The sequence below is a fragment of the Paenibacillus hemerocallicola genome, assembly GCF_006265175.1.
GTDB classification, from domain to species: domain Bacteria; phylum Bacillota; class Bacilli; order Paenibacillales; family NBRC-103111; genus Paenibacillus_AB; species Paenibacillus_AB hemerocallicola.
Window position 1 is genome coordinate 1 of the sequence record NZ_VDCQ01000075.1, and the last position, 21,559, is coordinate 21,559.

The 21,559-nt window shown below is 51.8% G+C and carries 13 protein-coding genes; 3 read left to right on the forward strand and 10 right to left on the reverse strand.

Annotated elements, in window-relative coordinates; genetic code table 11:
* Positions 1-526: 526 nt before the first annotated feature.
* Positions 527-1,582: a LacI family DNA-binding transcriptional regulator gene (locus FE784_RS34370; protein WP_139606775.1), complete on the reverse strand. Its 1,056-nt coding sequence runs from the start codon at positions 1,580-1,582 to the stop codon at positions 527-529.
* A gap of 372 nt (positions 1,583-1,954) precedes the next feature.
* Between FE784_RS34370 and FE784_RS34375 the strand changes: the two genes are divergently transcribed.
* On the forward strand, positions 1,955-3,280 hold the full coding sequence (locus tag FE784_RS34375; RefSeq protein WP_139606776.1) for an ABC transporter substrate-binding protein: 1,326 nt from the start codon (positions 1,955-1,957) through the stop codon (positions 3,278-3,280).
* Positions 3,281-3,462: 182 nt separating this feature from the next.
* Here the strand turns inward: FE784_RS34375 and FE784_RS34380 are convergent, their stop codons facing one another.
* The 5 genes from FE784_RS34380 to serC all read right to left on the reverse strand — a co-directional run bounded on the left by FE784_RS34380 (position 3,463) and on the right by serC (position 14,136).
* Positions 3,463-8,169: a carbohydrate-binding protein gene (locus FE784_RS34380; RefSeq protein ID WP_139606777.1), complete on the reverse strand. Its 4,707-nt coding sequence runs from the start codon at positions 8,167-8,169 to the stop codon at positions 3,463-3,465.
* 835 nt (positions 8,170-9,004) lie between these two features.
* The gene (locus FE784_RS34385) at positions 9,005-9,790 is read right to left on the reverse strand and encodes an alpha/beta hydrolase (RefSeq protein WP_139606778.1); all 786 of its coding nucleotides are present in this window, start codon (positions 9,788-9,790) and stop codon (positions 9,005-9,007) included.
* Positions 9,791-10,515: 725 nt separating this feature from the next.
* Positions 10,516-11,901, reverse strand: a complete 1,386-nt coding sequence (locus FE784_RS34390; RefSeq protein WP_139606779.1) for an MATE family efflux transporter — start codon at positions 11,899-11,901, stop codon at positions 10,516-10,518.
* A 154-nt stretch (positions 11,902-12,055) separates the two neighbouring features.
* Positions 12,056-12,862, reverse strand: coding sequence for a methyltransferase domain-containing protein (locus tag FE784_RS34395; RefSeq protein WP_139606780.1), 807 nt, complete (start codon positions 12,860-12,862; stop codon positions 12,056-12,058).
* 191 nt (positions 12,863-13,053) lie between these two features.
* Positions 13,054-14,136, reverse strand: coding sequence for a 3-phosphoserine/phosphohydroxythreonine transaminase (serC, locus tag FE784_RS34400; protein WP_139606781.1), 1,083 nt, complete (start codon positions 14,134-14,136; stop codon positions 13,054-13,056).
* Between the two features lie 393 nt (positions 14,137-14,529).
* Between serC and FE784_RS34405 the strand changes: the two genes are divergently transcribed.
* Positions 14,530-15,495 carry a GNAT family N-acetyltransferase gene (locus FE784_RS34405; protein ID WP_139606782.1) on the forward strand — a complete coding sequence of 322 codons (966 nt, stop codon included), beginning with the start codon at positions 14,530-14,532 and terminating at the stop codon, positions 15,493-15,495.
* A 204-nt stretch (positions 15,496-15,699) separates the two neighbouring features.
* Here the strand turns inward: FE784_RS34405 and FE784_RS43015 are convergent, their stop codons facing one another.
* From FE784_RS43015 to FE784_RS34425, 4 genes are all read right to left on the reverse strand, one after another.
* The gene (locus FE784_RS43015; protein ID WP_139606783.1) at positions 15,700-16,071 is read right to left on the reverse strand and encodes a phosphatase domain-containing protein; all 372 of its coding nucleotides are present in this window, start codon (positions 16,069-16,071) and stop codon (positions 15,700-15,702) included.
* 128 nt (positions 16,072-16,199) lie between these two features.
* Entirely contained in the window at positions 16,200-16,787 is a 588-nt protein-coding gene (locus FE784_RS34415; RefSeq protein ID WP_139606784.1) for a VOC family protein, read from the reverse strand.
* A gap of 29 nt (positions 16,788-16,816) precedes the next feature.
* Entirely contained in the window at positions 16,817-18,364 is a 1,548-nt protein-coding gene (locus tag FE784_RS34420; RefSeq protein WP_139606785.1) for a serine hydrolase domain-containing protein, read from the reverse strand.
* Positions 18,365-18,526: 162 nt separating this feature from the next.
* Positions 18,527-20,116, reverse strand: coding sequence for an MFS transporter (locus FE784_RS34425; protein WP_139606786.1), 1,590 nt, complete (start codon positions 20,114-20,116; stop codon positions 18,527-18,529).
* Positions 20,117-20,210: 94 nt separating this feature from the next.
* Here FE784_RS34425 and FE784_RS34430 point away from each other — a divergent pair, with 94 nt between their 5' ends.
* On the forward strand, positions 20,211-20,843 hold the full coding sequence (locus FE784_RS34430) for a CGNR zinc finger domain-containing protein (protein WP_176706721.1): 633 nt from the start codon (positions 20,211-20,213) through the stop codon (positions 20,841-20,843).
* Positions 20,844-21,559: the final 716 nt, after the last annotated feature.

Below are 21,559 nucleotides of genomic sequence, written 5' to 3' on the forward strand. Positions count from 1 at the left end.
CAAGCTGAGAGACCGGCTGCTGGCGGACGGGCAAGTTCTCCGCTGGAGTCGGTGACAACCGGTACCGACGAACGTTGAAGGGCCTTGGGAGCATGAAAGCAGCAGTCAACTGCGCTGAGGCTTTGCGATACATTACCGTTCCCCGGAAAACGCTCGGAGCTAAACTTCACAGCTATGAGTCACTTTCAGGAGGAATGTTGCGTTTTGCCGTTGTTGGGACGGGCCAGGTTGCCGGGGAATAATTGAAAGCGATTGCGAAACGTCCGGATGGGGTGTCACCGTAGTCCGTCAGCCGCCACACCTGGAAACGGCTTAACGCAAATCGAATGCATCGATCTATCTCTCAAAGATGGAAGTCCGATCAATTTTATACTCACAAATTCGAGAAAATCGCTTCCAAATTTACTAGATTACGAGAACGGGGCTCTACAGCGGCCGGAGCCCCTCGCGTAGAAACGCCTTCATGACATTTTTCGGTGATATCGGTCGAACGGATTCATGGGCCACCGGATGCCGATCCTCGGCATCAAGGCGTGCGAATCGGTACCGCTCGTACCGTCGTCCCCTCATAAAACGTTCCCTGCAGCAAAATATGCTCGTATGGATGATGGGTATTGGCCAACCGCCACAGCATGCGTTCCGCCGCCCTCACCCCGCTTTCACGAATGCGGATGACCGGCCGGGACAGCTCGGGAACGTGCGGATCCTCCATATGCATCATGCTAATCAGCGAAATGTCCTCGGGAATACGCTTACCTAGCACGCTGCACGCGTTATAGATCCAGGCGAGATCCGTCTTCACCCCGCACAGAACCGCCGTCGGCTGTATACGTTGCAGCTTCTCTATAAACAGTTCGTTCCAGTGCTGCTGGCTTTCGTAGTCCAGCATGTGATCCTCCGGCCGACAAGCCAGTCCCGCCGCTGCACTCGCCTGTTCGAACGCCTGCCAGCGAATGACGAAGCCCCGATGCTTATCCCTCCTCCCCACGTAAATGATGCTGCGATGCCCTTTGGCCAACAAGTAGCGCATCGACTGGTGTACGGCTGTGCCGACATCCCAGGCGATACTGTCCACTTCCGCCGCCGGTCCGGGAAAATTGACCAAAATGCGGGGAATTCGGTACTGTAGCAGTCGCGCCTCCTGCTCGACGCCCACCATCGGAGCGATGAAAATACCGTCCATATATTCCAGAGGATGCATTGCCGCCCAATTGTCAAACGTCTTCCCTTGCTCGAATACATAAGGGACGATGGCGACCTCGATCGTATGACCATACTCCGACAGTTTGCTCTGCAAGCCTCCCATAATAAGCTGATTCAATTCCATCGCCGCACTATAGTCGGAGATGACCAGCGCGAACCGGTACGGCTTGCCCGCCGAGTATAGCGGGATGCGCTCCACCGCATGCACCCGTTCCTGATCTTTCGTTCGGTACCCGGCTTCTTGCGCCCGCCGGATAACCTCACTCCGGGTCTCCTCGGACATGCCGGGCATTCCGCGCAATGCTTTGGATACCGTGTGCACGGACAAATCCAATTGTTTCGCCAATTCCCTTAATGTAACGTTTTTTTTCTTCCGCATCGTGCAGGCCTCCAAGACTCTCAGTTTCCCTCTAGCTTCATTTTATAAAAAGTGAAACATAAGTGCAACTGGAACAAAAGCTTTCTTTTCATTTAAAATAAATGAGTACGGATTTCGACGCAGAAGTTGGGAGGGAAACGAAAGGAGGCGCACCGAGTCATAAAAAGCTCGCAAGCTTGACAAACGTACGATGGAATGCCGGTTGCGGCAAGTCACTGTTGCGTCCATCCGGGCACCGGCCCGCCAAGAACGATTTACAAAGGGGTGTAAGGCAAGCTCTCTATTGCGGCATGCGTTTTTGTGAACGCTTACTTGCTATGGGGATACTGCTGATAAGAACAAGAATGCACACATTCATGGGGAGGTTAAGACATGCCGAGTTCCAGCAAACGGATTGGTCTTATGTTCATTTCCGCAGCGACTGCGGTATCTTTGGTAGCCTGTAACAGCGAGAAAGCGGCTCCGGAAGGACAAGGCGAAGGCGTCAAGCAGCTCGAGCCGCCAAAAGAAGTGGAGCTTACGTTGTATTCGGACGTAGGAGATCCCGAAGACGAAGTGAACCGCGTCTACATCGAGCCGCTGCAAAAAAAATATCCGCATATTAAAATGAAATACGTCCGGGCCGCTGCCAACAGCGGAACGACGATGACGGACATGCTGGCGAGCAGCACCAAGTTCGATATTTTTTACCACGGCAGAGGCCCGTACGAGGAAAAGCTGCAGGAATTCAATCTGATGTTCGATATGACGGAGCTTGCCCGCAAGCATAATATCGATCTCAGCCAGTTGGAGCCGACTGCGGTCAATTCCATAAAGGAGGCGTTTGACGGCAAGCTGTACGGCATTCCCGTCACCTTGAACAGCCTGCTTGTCTTTTACAATAAAACGATCTTCGATCAATTCGGCGTGCCCTATCCAAAGGACGGCTTGACTTGGGAAGATACGTTCGAGCTGGCCAAACGGATGACGCGATCGGACGGACAGCGCCAGTATTACGGGTTCGGAATGAACGGCACCGCGCAATTTGCAGGCATGAACTCGCTGTCGATTCCTTTTGTTGACGGCAAGACGAATCTACCCACGATCATGACGGACGAGCGATGGAAGACGCTGTTCCAAACCGTATTTATGAACCCCGTCATGACGGAAACGTTCGCGTCCGCCAAAAAAATTCCAAACTGGGCGTCGTTCAGCAAGGATCGTAACTTGGCGATGATTTTGTATACGGCATCGGTTCCAAACGCCCTTGAGGAAGAGCTGAAGACGCTCGACTGGGATATGACCGCGTTGCCTGTATTTAAAAACGCACCGAATGCAGGCTCACGCGCTAATCCGATCTACTTCGGCGTCACCCCGCTCTCGAAGCATCCGGATGCGGCGATGGAAGCAATCAAGTTCTGGACGTCGAACGAATATCAGGTGGAGATGTCGAAGAAAGGCAAACTGATGGCTTCCAAATCCAAAGATGTCACCGGTGTGCTCGGTTCCGAATCGGTATTCGCCGACAAAAACTGGGGAGCGATTACACGCTATCCGTTTACGCCTCTCGCGCCGCTGACCAAGTTCGACAACAAGGTCCGCACTGTCTATACGACCCATCTAAACACCCTCATGGCCGGCGAAGCCGATCTCAACACGGCGCTTCGTCTGATGAATGAAGAAGCGGCGAAAGTGATCAAAGAGGAATTGAGCCGTTAAGCTGTATCCTGTCAGTCGGGAAAGCGATTAATCAAGCCGGTTCGGACGCTTGGCTGTCCGGGACGGCTTTTTTCTAGCTGCTTGGCAATTCCCTTCTTTCATTTCATTAAAACAAGCAGCCTCCAGCCCGCGTCACCGCGGTTCTGGAGGCTGCTTGGATAATATACCGACTTGGGTAGGCGTCAGGATGAATGCAGCGGCACGTGCACATCGACGGAAGCGGTCGTTGCATTGCCGGCCAAATCTTTGACCGTATACACAATCGTGTAGGTGCGCCCGCTTCCCGTATCCGCCCGTTCGGCCAGCAAGGAATATTCGCGGTCGTCCGTTCCGTATGAGGCTCCCTGGATCGATGCCGGACCTGTTCCCTCATCCGGTTCGTTGCTCGTAATCGACACGAGCGTCAACGTTGCTACGCCGGAACCGCCGTCAGCAGCCTCCGGTGTCGTTGTGATCGGCACCATCCGCCCGTCCGGCGGCCAAATCGTCGACGGAGAGGCGGTCAGCGACAGCGTGGGCGCTGTCGCATCGATCCGGATCACCGACGAGCGTATTGGCTCCGCATAGGTTGCATACGTAACGCTGTAATAGTCGAGCGTATGTACGCCATCGTCCGCAAGCTGGAACGGCTGGTTATATGCGTTCCATGCCCCTCCGTTCAACCGGTAGACCGTTTCGGTAACGCTGGAGCCATACACGGCGAATGATACGTTGACCGGTCCCGTATGCCAGCCATTCTCCCCCGCTTCTCCGACGGGAGCAACGTGCGCCGATGTGACCGGAGGCGATGCCAGCGGATGGATCGTAATAGAGATGTTGTAGTCCTTGTAGTCCGCAAGCGAAACGGCCGTCGTCGGATGTACGACCAGAACCGTCGTTCCGTTCGTCCGCACTTCATTCCCGGCGATCCGGCTGTCCAGATTCAGGGTGGCTGCGGTTGTTTTGTGGGTCAAAGTTCCCGTAATCCTCAGGCCGGTCAGCACATTTCCCGTCAGCGGAAACGGAAAATTCGAATTTGACACGACGAGCCGTATGTTCCCCTGCCCGGTGCCCGGACTGTTGACATTCATCGCTAGCGGCTCGAAATAGCCTAGCTTCGGCCTCGGATGAATCGTTAACTGAATGTTGTAATCCTTGTAATCCGCGACGGGCACGGCCGCTGTCGGCGAGACTGCCAGCACCGTATTTCCGTTCGAGCGCATTTCATTGCGGATGATCAAGCTGTCCAGAGCAAGCGTAGCGCCGTTCGTTTTATGCGTCAGAATGCCGGTAATTTTCAGGCCGTTCAGCAGGTTTTCGCTCAGCGGGAACGGAAAATCGTTGCCGGACACGACCAGGCGCACTTCGCCGGTAGCCGTTCCCGTACTGAGAACCGTCAGCCCGATGGGCTCGAACCGCCCTTGCTCCGGAATCGCAATAGCGGAATCCTGGAACTGGTACGGCTCCAGCGTGCCACCGCCCAGGTTTTCCGTCGCGCCGCCTACTTTCGTTGCCGTCAATTGGTAGGTGAATTTTTTCATAGGATCATCGACTTTGATCAGGAACTCGTACGGGTAGCCCGCCTTCTCCGCCGTAAACGACTGTCCTCCGATTTGATACTGCATCGTCAGCTTGCTCGTCGTCGCATTCAAATCGTTGATATAGACGAAGGCATGATAGCTGTCCGGCGAAATCTGGATAACATGTCCTTTGCCCCGCGTATGGCCGGTCACGGTGCTGCGCGGATGATTGGAATAGCTGTAGTCCGTCTTGGCGTATCCGGGTGCCGCAACGTCCGGAATGTCCAACACGAGCGAGCGGATGCCCTTGGGCGGAATCGCGATCGTAAACCGGCCGTCGACGACGGCAAGCGTCGACATTGTGCCGTCGGCCTCATACACGGTTGCCGAACCGGAATACGTCGCGCCTCCGGAAACTTTGTCCCCGAGCGCAATCACCGTCGTGATTGCCGCATTGTCCTCGTTCATAAGCGCCAATCCGAGCTTGCCGTCCTTGCGTGCGGCGATGTAGTCCACGTTTGTCGTGTCCGGTTCGATGATCCCCCGATCCAGCCACAGCCACATGTCCTCCTCGCCGTAAAACGTGCCGGGCGCATGACCGAACTGATTGGAAGCCAAAAATGCATAACCCGACTGGTAAATCGACGGAAACGCGATGTTCCGCTCGGACTTGGTCCAGACGCTGTTAATCAGGAAATCTTCCAGCATGGAAATGAACGACGGGATATGATGCCAGTATATTTGAGTATAGTCCGGCCCGACGTAAGGATAGTCGTCCCGCATCTGATGGACGATCATCCGGTCCTGGTAGTATCCGGCGTAATTGCCGTATCGGCCGACGGTCGCGTTTCTCGACATCTTCTCGAAGAACGGATCGCCGGTATATTCGGACAGCTTGACCAACATGCCCGCCCAATTGTTCATCGTAATGATATTGCCGTGTCCGGGGGTGCGCCAATGCTCCGTTCCCATGCCCGCCTTGGCCAGCAGCCATCCCGGAACCGTCTCCTCCACCAGCGGCGGACCGCTCAGCTGCGGCGGCTTGGCCTCGCCGTCCACATTGCCGAGCCGCCACTGCCGCTCGCCATGCCACCAGCGGATGAACTGCTCGACCACCTGCATCCGCTCGGCCGTCTCTACCGGATCGATCGTGTAATTCGATGTCGCGTAGCCGTCGTGATATCCGGTTGTCCACAAGCCAGTCACGAGCAAGCTCGCGTTCTCCCGGGCGGCGTCCAAATATTTTGGGTCGCCGGTTGCTTCATACGCGGCCAGGAACGTCATCACCATCGGGATATAGTCGCCGAATACGAATCCGCTTACATACTGCGATTCCCGGTTGGCCCCGGCATTCGGATGGTTGGTCAAATATTGATCGGCCAAATCCCGCACCATCGCCAGGTAATCCTCGTCGCCGGTATATTTGTACAGTGCCGCTTGGTCGGTCACCCCGCCCAGATTGGCATTTTGCGAAGCCTGATCAATGGCTGTGTCCATCAGAAACGGCATCCGCCCCTGCGTCATTTCGTACAAGCCGCCGAAGACGCTAGCGGAATAGTTTTTCACCGGTCCGCCGAGCGGCGAAGGCAGCACCGCAGGGTAGCTTGATCCTCCCTTGTTGGTCGTAATTTTGAAATGATAGTTTTGCCTGCTGAGCATGAATGCGAGCGTCGGAATCGCACGCTCATCCAAAATCGACTCATCCTCGGTCAGCAAATATCGCTGTACCGCCGACATGGCATTGGCCATCGTCGTCATTTCTTTTTCTTCCATATTGTAATGCGCCATGTTCACAGAGTCCCAGCCGCCATAATCGTCGTCCATCATCAGATCCGTGGCATTGTACAGCGCCTCATTGATCGAATGAAACGCATTGGTGCGCAAGTCCCGCAAATTGTACATGTTTTCCGTCACATGCTTAAAAGTGTCATACCAGGAGCCGAGCCGGTTGACGATTCGGTACGAAACTTCGTAATCGGACCCGCTTGCAAACAGGCTGGCGGGGGAACCGTACATCGGTGCGATCAGCTGAGGCCTGACTTGTCCGCCCTGGTCGCGCAGTACGAGACCGTACGCGGACGTTTCCGGGTAAAAATAACCTTGCGGCACGCTTGTCGGGTCCAGCGCCACACCGGCGGTCAGTTCCCGTCCTTGGGCTTTGATCCCGCCCTGAGGAAAATGCAGAGTAGCCATCGGTGTAAACAGGAAGCTTTCCGGATACATGACCGCCCGTTCCGGAACCGCTTTTTTCACATACAATAGAGGCGCGGTTACCGTCTCATAGTCTTCGTAGTCCACTCCATTCCCGCTGAACAGCAAAAACGAGTACGCCCCGGCCTGGGGAAATTCGGCGTTCAGTGTCACCTTGGGATCATCGGCAAGCGCATCCAATTCGAAGGTGACGGTCAGATCGGCCTCGGTATTGGCGAAGCTCAGTTGCACCTTGCCGGCGGATACTTTCGTATAGTCAGTCGGAATGAACCACACGGGGATTCCGGATCGGAAAAAGTCATCGGTGATGTAGCTGCCTGCCTTGCCGTCGACGGTCACCCGCTGAAGCAATTGGGAATATTGATCCTTCGTGCCAATCAGCTCCGTGCGGAGGGCCGCCATCATCAGAAATCCGAATTGCTCGGTCTTATTTTTGACCGGAACCCACTGCCCGCCCGCTTTCACAAATATTTCGTTTTGCACGAGGCTGCCTTCAGTGCCCACGCCTTGATGGAAAACAACCTTTACCGAGTCATTTTCGATGGAATCGGTTTTAACCGGCGTTACGTTCGCTTCCGCCCAAGCCGGGAATGCGGCCGGCGGAATCGAGGCTAGCGGATCGTCCGGCTGTACGATCGCGAGCAGATCGTTCTTGTCCTCGGGAGGAACCAGGTTTAGATCGTCCGTCAAGAAAAAGCCTTCGCTCCGGGCATAGGTGGCCGACGTATCCTCCAGCGCCAAATCATGCGTTCCCGCACTGAGCGTAAAGGTGCCGACCTCCGTCCAGCGGAATCCGTCCTGACCGTGCGTTCCGAACGTCTTGTTGACTGTCGTCCCATCGACAGCGACTTGAAACGTCCGGGTTCCCGGCGCGTTGATCGCAAAATCGCGGTCTCGTACCCACAGCTTGTAATCGCCCGTCTGGACAATATCCACTTCCGCAATCGCCGGCAGGGCGCCGGCGGTGGAGCCGGTCGTACGGCCGAGCAGATTTTGTCCCTCAATCCTCCATGTACCGAATGTCTTGAAATTATTGGGAATCAGGTAATAGTAAAGCGCTTCCTCTCCCGTCGTCACAATCTCTCCCCCTGTCCCTTGTTCCACTGCATGAACCGATGCACCGGTAAAGGATGGTGTCATCAACAATACGGCCAACAACATCACTATCCATCTTCTCATCGCGAGCCTCCCGTTATCCGTTAGGATGTCCGTACTCAATCGCATGCCGCCAAGCCGGCCGAACCACATACTGGGCAGTCTCATAAGACGCAGCGCTTAAACGCAACTTTCTAATGCGATGGTCTTGGAACCGCACTTGAAGCCGCAGATCCGACCATCAACACATACCTCCTTCTGTCCTCCCTCGTCTGATCGAAAATGTGCGGCTGATCCCGGCCATTCCGGACTGTCCGCAGCTTCCACTTGCCCAATGCTGCGGCGCGATTGTAAACGCTTGCGAATGCATGCGCGATTCGGAAATATCCGGTTCCTTCATGTAGGGATCCTTGAATCAAGCAACCATCAAACATCCGCACGAGGTCAAACGGAAGGAAGGTTTTCTTTATCTTAAAACTCCCCGCAACCTTATGTATAGTTACATTTTAGCTACACTATTATTTGACTTTTTTCAAGGAAATACGTTATTTGATGCTTCATCTTTCCCTTCAACCTTTTATGTTCTTGCGCACAATTTTGGGCGGAAAACGGATGAACGACGAAAAACGGCCGCGCGGCCGCCGAATTGGTTACAAAACATCCTCCTTCCTCAATGAATGGATAGAGGGTGTTTAGGCAGAGGAATTGCGGGAAGCGCCTTCCGGAGTAGGCAGTCTATTACCGGCTTTTCGTCCATGCGCTCGTAATGCGCTTTTTCAGCTTCCCTCAGTAGTCCGCTCGCCCATTTGTATGCTCGCTGATTTCGACCAAGATTGGTTGAATTCCAAAGCTGCTATAAGCCCCACACGCTATTCCCAAAGTTCGGTGATAGCCCTGCGAATGGCTTAATTTACGTGCATTATGCATGCGAAGTGACCCTATTCTGCAAGAAAGCTGTTACATGCCTCATAGCGACTTGTTGGGCTTCCGTCTGCGTACCATATCCGAATCCGTGTTTAACCTTCGGAAGTACGACAAGCTCGGCTATGCCTCCGTGTCGAAGGACTTCATCGCAGAATGCTTGAGATTGTGCCAATGTAGTCGTCTCATCCGCATCCCCCTGGACAATGAGGAATGGCGTCTTTACCTCGCACACCCTCTCGAAAGGATCTGCCATACGGTACCGCTCCGGCATCTCTTCCCTCGGTCCTCCCATGAAATCGAGGATAAATTGCCGCTTCATCCTCAGATCCGTGACAGGACAGTACGCGACAACCGCGCTAGGTCTAGTATCGCGAATCGTCAACCCCTCAGTATCCCCCAGTTCGTCTTCCGGCAGCATAAGCGCAAGCATGATGGCCAAGTACCCGCCAGCCGACGAACCGAAGGTAACGATGGAATCTGCTGAGAACGAGTATTGGGCAGCGTTCTCCTTCAAATATGACATAGCGCGCCTGACATCCTCGATTTGCGCCGGAAAACGATGCCGAGGAGCCAGTCTGTAGCTAATGGCTGCACAGGTATATCCTTGCTCCGCATAATGCTGCGCCACGGCGTGCCAGGATTCCTTCCTCCCCCCAACCCAGCCGCCACCATGAATGAAGAGTATACACCCGCCGGTTTCATTCTTTTCCGGGAGGAAGAGGTCCATCTTTCGCTCGGTGATAAATTGACCGCAATAAGCGATATCTGTAAGCACTCTCATTATTAATCCTCCATGCCATGTGAAGTATTTTCAAAAAATCGATATGCGTCGGCCTGATCGTCATGATCAAATTGCCCGATCGAACAAGCGCTGCTGATCCGGGCCATGCGGGCTATCCGCAGCAGCCACCTCGCGCCGACAATGCGCTGGCTCATGACGCGCATAATTGCAAACGTTTGCGGTTGCATACGCGCTTCGGAAGCTTCCGTTTCCTGGAGATACGGATCACTGAATCAAACAACCATCAACCATCCGCAAGGTCAAACGGCGGGGGCGATATTCTATATCATAAAATTACCCACAGCCTTTTGTATAGCTACATTTTAGTTTCACTATTCATTGATTTATTCTATAAAAACTTTTTTTGAAGCTTCCTCTTTCCTTCAACCTTTATTGCTCCTGTGCTCAGTTTTGTGCGGAAGACGGATACACGACGAAAAACAGCCGCGAAGCCGCAGAATGGGATGCAAAACAAATCCCTCTTTCTTCCCTGCGATTGGGTCGGGTATGGTATCACGAGGCGAAGGCGCACTTTTTATCGGTTCAATGGGTTTACATTAACATGGCGAAGGCGACCGAATCTTCTCCGGTCGCCTTCATTGTTGCTTATGGAGCTCTCGATTCCCGTTAGTTCGGTAAACTGCAAGAGAAACAATAAATGATTGCACCTCTTGCTCGATGCACGGATCGTCCCACAACTCTACTCACCGTTAAGCCACGTTTCTTTAAATAATTCGATGCCTGTACCAGTTTTTGCCTCGGAAACGCCACATGAAAATCGCGCCGCGCACACCCCATTCGCAGCACATTGCCAGCCAAACGCCAAAAATACCGAATCCCAGCGTTATGCCGAGCAAATATCCGAATATGACTCGGAACAGCCACATGCTCAGCATCGAAGAAATCGAGGTGAACCGGGAATCGCCCGCTGCCCGCAGGGCGGAAGGCAAAATAAAGCTGATCGGCCACAGCGGAATTTGCGCGATCGCGGTAAGGAGAATGACCCAAAAAATATCGTCCACAATTTCGACTGGAGGGGCAAATATACTCACCAAAGGAATATATAGCGGCATCACGAGCAAAGAAGTGAATGTCAGAAACACGGAACCGAGCCAAAGGAAAGATTTGATAAATTTCCGGGCGTCTTCCAGATTCCCTCCGCCGATGCACTGACCGACAACCGTCACGATCGTTAAGGACAGCGCGGAAGCGGGAATTTGAATCACGCTGGCAAGCGATGAAGCGATCGCATTGGTCGCTATGGCGTAGGTGCCCATACTGACGATAAAAATTTGCGTGAGTAATTTGCCCCCGTTGAAAAACATTTGTTCGGCGGCAAATGGCAATCCGATGAACATGATTTTACGGAGCATGGTCACAGGGACGCGCAGCAGATCTCGAAAGCGCAGCTGGAGCACTTCGTCGACCTTGAACAAATAGTACAACGCGCAGGCCGCGCCGGCAAAGCGGGCGATATTTAACGCCACGGTCATCCCCATGACTCCCATGTGCAGGAAAGTAACGAAGCAAACATTTAGCGCTACGTACAGCAAGTTCATAATTAACGACAGCGTCATCGACGCCCGGGTTTTGCCCATCCCTCTCAGCGCCCCGCACACCGACTGAACGACGCCAAGCCCGATAAAGGAGAAGCTGCTTCCGATCAAATAGATTCGGGCCAGCTCCATTACGTCCGGCGAAGCCGATCCGAACAGAATCCGGAGAATCGGGCCGTGAAGGCCGATCATCAGCAAGCCGATTCCGAATGACAGCAGCGTGACGGAAGCGATGCTCCCGGCGGTTGCACCGGCTACCATTCCGCCGTTGCCGCTTCCCTTGTACTGCGCCACGACGACCGTCCCCCCGGTGGCGACGGCGGTGAACACATTGACCATAAAAATGTTCAGGGAGTCGACCATATTGACCGCGCTGACGGCCGCGACCCCCGACGAACTGATCATCGCCGTATTGATCAGACTCAAGCCGAATATAAACGCTTGATCGATCAAAATGGGCAAAAACAAGGCAAGCATTTGCCGATAGTCCATCGATTCCCCGGAAAAGTAACGATGCAAAATCGACTTCATCCACGTTCCTAACCGAACCAGCATCTGGAGATCACATTCATTTCGTTGTAATTTGACGTACAGGTCTTACGGTCTCTGTCTTGTTGGAGGATACTACTAGAACCCGATTCTGTCAATGACGGGCGTGCATCCTCCGGCTGAGGCCGGCACGCCTCCCCCGCCATTATCCTGTGCGCCTCTAAGCCTTCACGCCTTCGACCGCAAGCAAATACATCGTGTGCGAGACGGCGGTAGCCTCGATCCATGTCCGGTATTCCGTTTCCGCCTGCGCGCGCTCGTTTTCCGTCAAGTAGCCATCCTTAACCATCTGCAATCCCCGGCTGGCCGCCACCTCCGCCCAGATGCCGATCCGTCGCACAAAATCCGGGTCGCCGCGCCGCGACAATTCATGCTGGGGAGTTGCGACGATATGTTGGAAGCCGACCTCTCGGAACAAGTCGGCCAGCCGGTCGGCAATCGCGTTATTCATCCCCGCGTCCGAACGCCATCGGAGAAAGGCGGAGTAAAACAACTTCATGCTGGCGGGAGGCTCCGGCTCCCAAACGATCTTCTCGTGATTGTAATCGAGGATAAGCGCCCTGCCTCCCGGCTTGGCGGAAGCTTTCATCGCGCGAAGGGCCTCAAGCGGGTCCGACAACCATTGCAGGACGCGGGATGACGTGACGATGTCGAATTCGTCCTCATATGGAAGGGCGTATATATCGCAAATGTCAAAATGAAGTCCCGGCGTATCGCCGCACGCCTGCTTCGCTTTCTCGATCAGCGCCGGATTGTTGTCCGTGCCGACTGCCCGGCCTGTGGGGCCGGTAACAGTCGCTATTCCGCGGGTAATGGCTCCCGTGCCGCACCCGATGTCAAGCACTGCCATGCCTTTGGCAAGAAGCTGCGCCAATCTTTTATGGGAATCCGCCAGCGTCCGGGCATCCAGCACCTTTGTCGCTTTTCCGGAAAGCTCGGCTCTGCCGCGCGCCTTATCCGATTCCATATGGATTCCTCCCGCTGTAACCAAATTATAGTCGTATCTGTACACCGTACTCATGCCGACCACCCTGCCTACTTCTGGTTCATTTCATTGGCATTATATCACATCCCCCGTACGCAGAATTGAAGTAGATCTTACCGCAGATCACTATTCATGAGAGGTTTTAATCGATCATTCTTCATTAACGATGTTCTTCACCCATTACGGTTTTGAAAATCGATCATGAACTCGGCAAGAGCTTTGCAAGCCTGATAAGGAACTGCGTTATAAGCGGACGCACGCAATCCTCCGACACTTCGATGGCCGGCCAATCCATCGAAACCATTACATTCGGATTCCCGAACAAAACGCTTCTCCACTTCTTCATCAACCATGCGCCATGTGATATTCATCATGGAACGAAACGGTTTTTCAATACATCCTTTATAAAAGCCACCGCTACTATCAATCACATCATAAAGAAGGTTCGCTTTTTGGACATTGATTTTTTCCATTTCTGCGATGCCCCCCTGCCGTTTTAACCATTCCAGTACAAGCTTCATCATAAAAATGGAATGAACCGGGGGTGTATTGTAAAGAGAATGATTTTGAGCGTATGTTTTGTAATTTAGAATCGTCGGAATAGGGTTAACACATTCTTTCAACAAATCATCGCGAATGACCACAACGGTTGCGCCGGCGGGTCCAAGATTTTTTTGAGCTGAAGCATAAAACATGGAAAACTCGTTAAACTCAAGCTTTCGACTAAGAAGATCGCTGGTCATGTCTCCAATAAGAGGTACGGATCCAGTGGAAGGAAAGGTCTGGAATTGCGAACCCTCGATCGTATTATTGGTCGTGATGTGCATATAAGCAGTGTCTGCCTCCAATCGGATAGCGTTCAAAGCAGGCAGGCTGCTCCAATTTTGTTGTTTGCTACTCGCTACAATTTTCGCATTGCCCAGGGTTTGAGCTTCTTGATAAGCCTTTTCCGAAAAACTCCCCGAGAGCACATAACATCCGATTCTTTTAGTCGACATCAAATTCAACGGTACCATAGCAAATTGCATGCTTGCGCCACCACTCATAAACAATACAGAATAATTCGAATTCAGGCCTAACATTTCAAGCATAATCTGCCGGGTCTCCTCGAAAAGTTGCTCCACAGCCTTACTGCGATGAGACATCTCCATAATGGACATCCCATTCCCGTACTCAATAAATTTATCCTGTGCTTGACACAAGACTTCAATAGGAAGAGCTGCCGGACCCGCATTGAAGTTGTTAATCCGATACATGTTCTCGAACCTCCTTATATTTTGGAAAACACAAAAACGCCCCTCGTCTTATTGGGACGAGGAGCGTCTGCTCGCGGTGCCACCCAACTTGATCGAACACTACGAGTTCGATCCTCTTGGTTCCGCTATAACGGGCGGGGCCGGCTAACTTAGGAACATCAGTTGCATGATGCTCTTGACGGAAACGCCTCCGAGTTGGATGCTCATCATTGGCATAATTCAAATTATTCATTTATATTTAGTAAAGCCTACCACATCTATTTTGTCAATCAAATCTTTTAAGTTATTTTGCATACGAAATGCTTAGAAGTTCGATCATTGGAGATTTAGCCTCAATAGAGTACAGTAATAGACAGTGGATCGTATCATCGAGAGAAAAGAGGCGTGGGAGAGATGGAATTCAAACAATTGGACGAGGCGCGGATCGCGGAAATGGGCGCCCTCTGGAATCGGGAGTGGGCTGAGGCGTATCCGATACGGGAAAGGCTCCTGCGGCAAAATGTGTTCGGAGACCGAAATCTGCTTAAAGCCGGCTCGTGGATGGCAGTCGATCCGACGACGGACCGTTTGCTCGGCTTCATCGCAGCCAAGGCCTGGCAGGATGGCGAATCCGGCATGTCGTTCCCGCAAGATACCGGGTGGATACAGATGCTCATCGTGGATCGCGAAGCGCGTGGTCAAGGGATCGGCGGACAGCTTCTGGCGAGGGCGGAGTCGGCGCTTCGGGAGTCGGGGGTCCGCAGTGTCGTACTGGGCAATGACTTCCATCGGAGATTGTTCCCCGGCATCCCTGCCGAGAACCCGGATTCTAGGCGATGGCTCGAGAAGAGAGGATATGCCGGGTCCGAATTGACGTATGACCTCCTGAACGAATACGGGGAAGCCGATGTCGTAGAGATGCCTCGGGCGGACGGCGTGACGTTCCGCTTGGCCCGCCCCGATGACCGGGAGGAGCTGCTCGTCTTCATGAAGCGCTGCTTCCCCGGCCGGTGGGAGTATCAAACCCGGCAATATTGGGAGCTTGGCGGAACAGGCCGGGAATTCGTCGTGCTGGAACGGCACGGAGGCGAGATCATCGGCTTCTGCCGGCTCAATGACGCCCAGTCCCCGCTGCTTGCCCAGAATATTTACTGGGCGCCGCTCTTCGCGGAGGAGCTTGGCGGGATCGGGCCGCTCGGTATCGACGAGCGTTTTCGCGGTCAACGTTATGGACTCTCCATCGTCCAGGCAGCCGTGGCGGTATTGCGGGAGCGTGGTATTGGGCGAATCGTCATCGACACGACGCCTTATCTGGATTTCTACGGCAAGCTGGGCTATCGCGCCTGGAAATCCTACTGGCGGCTGCAGCGTGAATTGTAAAGAACCGTAATAATCTCAGTCCTGCTGAGGACAGGCAATTTATTTTACCGCGCTTCTTTCCCCAGATGTCAAAGAGCCTTCATCCGCAGGATGAAGGTTCTGCACAAAACAATTCCATCGTTCGGCTCAAGAGCCTGCCGTGCCTTCAACGAGCCAAGCGCCGTTCATCGGCACCTCCGGCCGGATGAGGCGATCGGAAGGCATTCATGCGTGTAATTCCAACCGCCCTGTCCAAGAGATGTGCCGAGGGTGATTGTTCCTGAATAAGCAATACGCATAAAATTGACGTATAAACTCCAGCCTCTCCACAGCAGCGTTGTACTTATAGCTTTCATGAGGATCCATCTCCCTCATATTCCTGCCGCCGATGAGTTGATGCCGTATAAGAAAATCTTCATAATCGACCGACCCGCTATTTTTCATCATTTCGTACATCAGTATAAAAGTAGTCGTGCGTCCTACACCGCCCCGGCAGTGGAAATGCTGCCAGGTTCTCTCGGGAAGAGCTTCCACATATCGAACAAATTGATCTACAACCTCATCATGCGGTCGATGGTGATCGGTTACGAAAAACAATCTTCGGGTTCAAGTGGTCTGCGGCTGTCCGTTCTAGGTGGAAGGTTCGCACCGGTATTCCCGTAAGTTCCTTCCTCTTGGCTTCCGCCCGGTTCCGATTGTATGCCTGATACTTTTGCGACTCCTGCTCAAGAACCTCGAATTTCCGAGATGATGGAGCTGAGAAACTTTTGCTGTTCAAAACTAGCTTTTTCACATAGCCCCCATAGCAATTGATTCTCATGCTCAGTCAGATCCCGTTTGAGTGTTGAACTCATTCTTTGTTTCAAGTCGAAGTACACGCCTCTTTCTTCGACCGCCCGAAAATAATGCCCGTCCGGATCATAAAAGGTGAAATAACCGAAATCATTAGTAAATTCAGGTGCTTTATCAATATGGGCTCCGGCTTGTTTAATCCGTTCATGCAAAGCAAGCAAATCATTCGTTAATATCTCAATCATCGTCACGTGCCCCGTGCTGCTTGTGATAAAGAATGAACGAGGAAATACAAACTTCAATGGTGTGACATCTTCCGGTTTGGTTTCCATCAAAAAAATACCCGGACCGTTTCCATTTTTCAATGCAACATGTGCCTCTCCAAACGAATAATCTGCTGAAATCAATTCATAGCCCAACACATCGCAATAAAAATCCACCGATTTTTTCAAGATTGTGACTGGAAATCTCATGCAGCAGTAACCGATCACATCTGCACCATTCGTTTTTTTGTTCAACATATTCTACATTCTCCTTTTTTCACTTATTCTCAATATTTCAGCTTTGATGTTTTTTCATGCCAAATCGACCGAACTAACCGAATAATTTCCATGCTTCCCTTCAGTGCCATAAGTACAGTCATTATCTTCAGCCACAGGATTACGTCCGGCTGATAAATTGTTGCAATATGCCATACCGGCACTACTTGAGTCATACTCAATATCAGGACAATAAACAGACCCGCAAAATCCAGAACGATTCTTGATATAACTTTGATAGATATTTCAGTATGGCCAGAATTGCCAGGACTCCGCGGCCCAAGGCAGCGCTTCGCAGTTCGAGCGGTCGTGTATAATAACCATGCGCTGAGCATGAATATTAATCCATTTACAAGCAAGTATTTCTGCGAAATGCTTAGACCAGCTCCTCCAATCGGTTGTTCATTCAGTAAGTTTATGATCCCGGAGGCGATGTGGGTAGTCGTAATGACGTGTGTTTTGGGAAAAGCGGCATCGATCGCGTCAAGTACGTTCGCGAACACGATAACTCCCAGTTGTTGTTCCGGAACAATATAAGTTTGGGCTTGGAAGCCTATCGAGCCACCCGGCTGACCGATAACCGGTAATCCGTTAATGTGATCTGTCATCCAACCCATGGCGTACGTTCCCGGAACAGGCTCGGTCTGCATAAGTCGAATGCCTTCCGAAGAGAGCACGGAATCATCTTCAAATCGGCCGTCGTTCATTTGGGCAATCAAGTAATGTCCCATGTCCTTCGCACTGGTATAGAGGTAGCCCGCGGGCGCATCCCCCGGAATATAAATATAGGGGCCTTCGTAGGCAACGTTGTATCCAAATATCCGACGGTGGGGCGTAGCCAGTCCGTGTACGGCTGCTTCATCGAGTGTAACGAAGCTGTTATGCATAGACAGAGGGCTGAGAATATGTTCCTTCACATAGTCGCCATAGGACTGGCCGGATACTTGTTGAACAATATAGCCGAGCAATACATAATTTGCGTTCGAATACCTGAAGGGTTGTTCGGTTTGATTGGTGTGCTTTAAAAACTTTTCCGCATATGACATGGCGTTTTTCTCCAGAGCATCTTGATCTTGATCGTGCATACTTGACAACGTGTTGCTAAAAGTTGAGATTTGGGAGAACCCGCTTGTTTGGTTAAGTAACTGACGTACAGTAATGGACTCTGCACCGTTATACTTGGTGGGGATATAGCGCTGTATAGGCGCGTCTAAGTCAATTTTTCCTGTTTCGGCAAGTTGCAGAACGGCCATAGCAGTAATCGACTTGCCGATCGAACCTAATCCGAAAGGTGTTTCAGGTGTTACAGGACGACCCGATGAATCGGCTTGACCATATCCCTTAAGGTAAAGAATGCGATCCCCTTGTACAATCCCGAGAGCCAGCCCCGTAAGACGTTGCCGTTTCATTTCACGAGCAATATACGCATCCACTTCGGAGAAAACTGAAGTTCCAGATCGCTCTACTTGCATGCTTCCATCACTTCGCGCCGAACTGGATAGGGGGAAGATGAACAGACCACACAAGATTATTGCTATAATTCTCATTCTCATTTTCATTCCACCCCATCCCTAGTTATTTTTCTGTAAACTATCCAAAGATTGATCAGATTCGCTTTATCTGAACGGTAATGCATATTCCCATCTATGTACAATGTTAAATTCATTCATTTAAAGTATAAAAAGACATACTGCAAACAATGTTTGTTGTACATTTGAAGGCTAATGCCGCAAATCCTTTTTGCGAATCAGAACAAGACAAAGCACGGCGCCGATTGCCAAAATCAGAGAGGCGATCTTGATAATGTCAATCGTTCCGTCCACGAAGGATGCGCGAGCAATCTCACGGTAGGTGTCAAACAGCGGATCGTTCTGGAATATCGCGACATGCTCCATGCCCGCCAAACCGTTGCTGCCTGCAATCGGGCCTGCCGACTTGATCGCTTGAATCACTTGCTCCTTCGCCGATTCGGCAAGCTGGTCGTCCTGCAATGACTTGATTCTGTCCGTAACAAGAGATGCGAAGCGGCTGGACAGTATGGCCCCATAGAGGGCAATTCCGAATGCACCGCCCATCTGTCGAGCCACATTGCTCATGCCGGATGCCATACCCGCTCGTTGCACCGGTACCGTTCCGATTGCCAGGTTAGAGATAGGTGGGTTGATCAATCCGCTGCCAATTCCGGCAATAATAAATCCTGGTAATAGAACAATCCATTTGGCAGGATCGTTATGATGCGATAGGAAGGACATGGAATAGACCCCAACCGCCAGCAACACCATTGATACAACGACGAGTCGTTTGGGGCTTATTTTTCCCATCAATGCGCCGGACAGCGGACCGAACAGCAGAGCCATTGCGGTAAACGCGATGAGTTTGACGCCTGTCTCCAGCGCATCCAAACCGAGAAAGCTTTGCAGGTAAATGCTGAGATTGAATAGCAACGCATACATCCCAGCGCTCAGACAAAAGGCGGCAATCGCGGAACCCGTAAAGCTGGGAATCTTGAATAAGCGAGGATCGACCATGGGGTGCTTTATTCGCAGTTCGCCTACGATGAATACGACGAGAGCAAGAATGGAAATTCCAAGCAGCCACCACACCTCCGGAGAGATCCAGCCGTTGCCTTCCTGATTGACCTGAATCAATCCGTAGATGAGACAGAACATGAAGACGGTGAATGCGATGAACCCGAACAGATCGATTCGGGGAGCCGCTGACTCGTCCTTGGACTGCTTGATCGCCCAAAACGATAGTAGAATCGCCACGATGCCGACGGGAATATTCACATAGAAGATGGATTCCCACCCAATATGCTTAACCAGAATACCGCCAATTACCGGGCCGATCCCCGTAGCCAATCCGCTTACGCCGCCCCATATTCCGATTGCGATCCCGCGCTGCTTCCCACCGAACGTGGCCGAGATTATCGCCAGCGATAACGGCGTCATTGCCGAAGCCCCTAGACCTTGAATGCCTCTCGACAAATTCAGCATCGTAATATCGCCTGACAATCCGCATAACAGCGATCCGATTGTAAATACAGCAATTCCCAACATAAATAACGTCTTCCGCCCGAATATATCGCCCAACCGGCTCGTTGTAACCAGCGCCACGGCAAATACTAAAGTATAAGCGTTGAGTACCCATTCCAACCCTGAGAAATCCGTTTGAAGATCGCTTTGTATATCTGGCAAAGCGACATTCACAATCGTTACATCCAGCAAAGCCATGAATAATCCGAGACATACGGCGACGAGCGCCCACCATTTTTTCTCCGCGGCCTTCTCCGCCTTATCGATCGCCGACATACCATTCCTCCCGTCCCCGCTTTTAAACAGAATTGTAACATGCTAAAATGTGATTGCATGTATCGATTATAAATAGATGGTGGTGACATGTCAAATGAATTTTACCTATTACGAGTCGTTATCCGTACATCTCGCGGTTGAACTCATTAATACGCTCTGCCCCGTCACGAATACGGATAGATTGTCGACGCCTGAAGAATTGAGGCAATTTCTTGTCGAGAGCGAGAAGTATGTCCAGGATTTGGTATCGGAGAAGAATAGAGGCTTTGATGGGGATGCCGTTATCGCTGTTCATCGGAAAACCGTTCAATCGTGGCCTGTTCGTTCAGAGGATGTTGAGATCGTCCGATCTCTCAGAAAATCTTTGCGCACGGTGTTCGAGCTGGCAAGAGAACAGAAGGCACAGGATACAGCGGCGCTCTTGAACGAGCAACTGCGCATCAGCGGGGCGACGCCAAGAATAAGCTGGCACCATGGGCCCTACCATCTACATTTTGAATCGGAGGAGGATGGGTGCGCTCATTGGCTGGCTACGACGACTGCAATGGGGCTCGCTTTTGTATTGATCGAGTATGGAACGGAGAGGTTCGGAATTTGTGCCTCTGCTTCCTGTCAGAAAGCCTTTATCGATACATCCAAGAATAAATCCAAGCGTTACTGTTCCGAGGCATGCGCTCATCGTGAAAGCGTGGCGGCTTTCCGCAAACGCCAACGTTCCAAGAGCTAATACGACCCGATTGCCTCTCTAAGGCTGGCTCCGTGTACGAAATCCAATCTTCAGCTTCTTATCCCCACTAACCCCTATGTTCGGAGGGTTCCAAGCCAAAAGGTGGGGGATCGGAGCAGCGCGGCGGGGATGTTTCGGAAGATATGCCGACACCTATGTGCAACGTTCCCCTTGGCTACGTGGGGGAGGAATTAGGGAGCAAGAAGACCGTTACCGACGGGGCTCGTGCAACAGTGGGGTCAGCTCCAAGGCAAGGTAATCGGGTGAAGTGAAAGGAAAGCCAAGAAAAGGTGAGCAAAGTAAGGCAGCACCCGGAAGGATGAATAGTCGTCCTGCAGCGGCAGCTCTGCTCTGCCGCTGGATTCCTTCATCGTTAGAACAAGACTGCTTTTCCCCAGTCTATTTCACATTTTCCCGTTGGTTTAATAACGCAACACACCTTGTTTGGGTACCATTGGTCTCCATGTTAACTTCACCATTCGAAAAATTTCTGAACAGTATGTCCTTATGTAAGAGTTTAATCATCCCCAGGACATCAAACGAATTATTGGCCTCAACATAGGAATCAATGATTTCTTTAGTCTCTGAACAAATCAAAGTAATAATCGCCCCTTAAAGAAAAAAACAGAAAGATTCTCGATATCTAAATTCTATTAGAAAGCATTTCCTTCCTCTATTTTCTATTCCAAACGATGTATTCAACTAAAAACTGCCCG